The following is a 4,088-nucleotide window of genomic DNA, read 5'->3' as shown; positions in this document are numbered from 1 at the left end:
TTCCGAAAGTCCTTGACTTGTTTCAGTTTTTCTATTAAGCTCAACATATATTTTAAAAGTTGGCGGTCACTTTTCATTTTACCTGACAGTGATCGCTTTTACTTTTGATATTCTGATGGGAGAATGAAACAGCCCTACCCTACACCCCACTGTCCTATACCTTTTAAACAGGATTTAGTATTACCTCCTCTTGTCACTAATAATAAATCTGATAAGCTAATTATTTGACACTCCTGGGCCTAAAGGCGTGAGGATTCTCGAAGCTCATCACTGCGCTTTCTGGTTTCCCTTACTCATCTTGCTCAGGGAATCAGAGGACATTGGAAAATTGAAAATCGCTTACATTGGGTCAAGGATGTGATTCAAAACGAGGATCTTAGTCCCCAGAAAAAGGGACTTTCCCCCATCAACATTTCCTTGTTAAAGACATGGGTTTTAACCTTGTACAGGTTAGAGGGTTATGATTCTTTAACAAAGGGAATTGACCACAATAAGCACAAAATCCGCCAATTATTGTCTTTATGTCGCTAAAATTTCGTTTCTCGCCGTATTTCTCCTTTTTTCTTGAGAATGAAACGACCCTACCCACGTCGGGGGGTTGGGGGGTGTTGCCTCTTGCCTCGTCTGGCCCAAGTAATTTAAATTACGAACAGCCTAGTGCATTTATGCTAGTATAATATCAGGAGGTAAAAATATAATGTATAGATGCCAGCAAAATCTAATGAGCATGGATAAACATTTAAAGGCTATCCTTGAGTTCATTTGTGCTGAGTCTCATAAACTGACTAACTGTGCAATTTATTATGCCCGTCAATTTTATTTCAAAACCGATAAAATTATTGGTAAATTTGATTTAGAGAAAGAGTATAAAAACAACAAACACTATCAAGTTTTATCCTCTCAGGCAGCACAGCAAATACTTAGAAGTGTTCCTGAGTCCTTTAAATCATTTAAAGAGCTAAACCAGAAATATAGAAAGGGAGAGTTAACAGATAAGCCTCATTTACTTAAATACATAAAAAAAGAAGGTCTGTTCCTTGTCACTTATCCCAAGCAAGCCCTAAAATGGGTTGATAATCAAGTTAGAATCCCTTTAGGAAAAACTGTTAAGCAATGGTTTGGACTTGATAGCTTCTATTTGCCAATGCCCTCCAATTTGAGATTTCAAGAAATTAAGGAATTAAGAATACTGCCCAGAAATCATTGTTTTTATGTTGAGTTTGTTTATGAGAGTAAACCAGTCGAGATTGAGGTCAATCCCGATAATGTGCTAGGTTTAGATCCGGGTTTAAAGAATTGGCTAACAGGAGTTTCTAGTCTCGGTACTAGCTTTATAATTGATGGAAGACATCTTAAGTCTGTTAATCGTTGGTACAACAAACAGGTAGCTACTCTCAAAGAAGGAAAACCTCAAGGATTTTGGTCAACCCAACTCGCTAAAATCACAGAAAAGCGTAATCGACAAATAAGAGATGCTGTTAATAAAGCAGCTAGACTTGTTATTAATTACTGCATTGAGCATCAAATTGGAGTGGTTGTTTTTGGATGGAATAAAGAACAAAAACAAGAATGTAATTTAGTCCAAAATAATCATCAATCTTTTGTTTCAATTCCTACAGCAAAACTCAAAGAACGCATTAGAAAAGTGTGTGAACATTGTGGGATTAAGTTTATTGAAACCGAGGAAAGTTATCCATTAAAAGCTTCTTTTTTAGACAATGACTCGCTACCTAAATTTGGTAAAAAAACCGAAGGGTGGCAACCATCAGGAAAGAGAACAAAAAGAGGATTGTATCGGGCTGCTCAAAATCAGTATATTAATGCTGATGCTAATGGGGCAGCTAACATAATTCGGAAAGTAAGCACAACACTTAATTTTAATTTAAGTCGAGTGTCTAGGGGCGTTTTGACTCGTCCCCAGAAATTCAAGTTCTGGTCAGCTAAAAAGACGCGAAGTCCGCTTAGAATTCTCTGTCATTTATGGGTCGGAGAAGTCAAAAAAACTTTTATTATGGAGGACGACTACTCGTGCTATACCTTGCAGAAGTAAAAAAACAGATTAGAGGTTTTATCGGTGGTTACAAAACCGAATTGAAACTATTGGCCTGTCAGCATAACGATCAGACGTGGAGTGCCATACCGGGGGAAGATATCTTAACCTACGACGAAACTAACTCCCTGGGTGAAGGTGCGCTTCTCTTGGTAAATTTGAGCAATAATCGTCAACTGCAAGGAAACCCGGAATTAGCGGGAGCGGAGATGGTGCGGCAACTGCAAAAGATTGCCCGTTTGATGGAGCGCAGCAAGAAAGATCAAGAGAAAATCGAGGAGTGGAAACAATCCCTCACCTATCAAAGCGAGATTCTCAACCGCCAGAAAATGGAAATGGAGACAAGAATCGAGCAAATTGAACAAATAGAGGCAGAATTCGAGTATTTAGAGCGCAAAAGACAAGAACTGGAAACCCTAAAACAACAATTAAACGAGCAACAGCGACACCTGGAAGAAGGACAAATAAATTTTAACTCCTCCCCCAATCTTTCCCCAGAAAAACAACAATTTATTCGCTCTCTAGCGGAGCGTTTAGCTAATAATCATCATCGGGGCAATTCTCCCTCACAAATTCTCCATTCCACTCTTGAATCTGTGCAGGAACAACAGAATATTTTAAATAGTTGTTGGCAGAGTTTAGAGGAGCAGAAAAAAGCTGTAGAAAATCGTCAGTTCGCCAACAATGAAATGCTCGATTATCTCGAACAAAGAGCGAGGGAATTACAGACGAGTCGCGGTGCTTTGGAAACGGCTAAAATACAATTACAAATACAAGAAACTGTTCTGAGTCAAAAACAGGAATTATTCGAGAGCCTTAACCTCACCCTACAAACCACTGATTCTACTCGACAAATGCTCCTTCGTCTCCTGCAAGGGGAAGAACTAGATTTGGATGGTAAAATCGATCTAGAAGCTCTTGAAAAAATGCCTTTAGAAGAATTGGAGAGCTTAGTTAAGAACTTACAAACAGACCTCAAACGCTGGGAAATTTTTGTCAACGACCAAGAGGAAGAATTAACTCTCCAATGCCAAACCGTGGAAGAATTAGAAGCAAGAATGGCCACAATAGATGAATCAGAGCGAGCTAATTTAGAAGAAGAATTAGCCGAGGAACAGGAAAAAAAAGGAATGCTGGCGGCAACTTTGGTCGGACAAAGACGTAATCTCCACGAAAGGCAAGCTATTCGCTCTCAACATCTGAAAATTCTGCAACGGAGACAGGGAATTTTATCCCCAGAAGATGCCCAAAAATGTAGCTTTGAACCATTGTTAATTCTCTTGGAGGATAGTTATCAAAATAATCTCCAAGAAAGTCAACGTTTAGCAGCAGAAATCAAGCGACTACAAGAGGATTTACCAAAAAACAGAGATACTATTGATGAGCAATGGTCGGATTTAGAGCAAAAAACTCGTGAATTTGAAGAACAGGAGCGACAATGGCGCGATGCTAATCTGGCCTTATTGCGTTTAAAAACTCAGGTACAACAGTACGAAACTTTCCTGCAACCCGTGCAGGATCAACTCGATCAAATCCGTCAAAAACTAGAAACTATCTCCCAATGGTTGATGCCTATGGAATCTAATGGTAGTGCCTATCCTTAGGCTATTAACAGTTAGGCTTAATTAGGGCTTGCTGAATAAATCTAAAAACCTTTTTGGGTAAGACTTTTAGACTTTTTGTCAATCAAAAAGTACCGGACTGGGAGTGATCAGGGGGAAAATTCAGGGACTTTTTCCCTGAAAATTAGGTAGTTGACCACCTGAAAATCGGTAAAACCCCACACCCCACACCCCACACCCTACACCCCACACCCTGTCCCCACGAAAAACTTTTTGCCGCAAACCCTAGGTTAGATGTGGTATGGACTAGGATTAGTAATTTATACTCAGATAGTTTTGACATCCTCACCGCCGTAAACGGACGGTGATTCCCAAACCTCACGATTTAGGTTTCTGCTTCTTTCCCTTGCGGGGTTCCGCACCGGCCTTAACAGATTTACTCTGTTCTGGTCTTATGGTCGCTCTACAGACTGACA

General features: G+C 39.8%; 2 protein-coding genes. Both read left to right on the top strand.

Annotation, left to right across the window (positions count from 1 at the left end; genetic code table 11):
- The first annotated feature begins 697 nt into the window (after positions 1-697).
- Complete coding sequence (locus IM479_RS19310) at positions 698-2,050, top strand: RNA-guided endonuclease InsQ/TnpB family protein (protein WP_287685459.1); 1,353 nt, start codon at positions 698-700, stop codon at positions 2,048-2,050.
- Positions 2,029-3,654: a pilus motility taxis protein HmpF gene (gene hmpF, locus IM479_RS19305; protein ID WP_287685458.1), complete on the top strand. Its 1,626-nt coding sequence runs from the start codon at positions 2,029-2,031 to the stop codon at positions 3,652-3,654. Before IM479_RS19310 ends, hmpF begins: the two co-directional genes overlap by 22 nt.
- Positions 3,655-4,088 lie beyond the last annotated feature (434 nt).

The sequence above is a fragment of the Microcystis sp. M165S2 genome, assembly GCF_020245885.1.
GTDB lineage: Bacteria > Cyanobacteriota > Cyanobacteriia > Cyanobacteriales > Microcystaceae > Microcystis.
This window is presented reverse-complemented; position numbering and strand designations above follow the sequence as displayed.

What these genes read in the sequence shown, in the direction of transcription:
- IM479_RS19310 (WP_287685459.1), top strand. Translation starts at nt 698, where the DNA reads ATGTATAGATGCCAGCAAAATCTAATGAGCATGGATAAACATTTAAAG.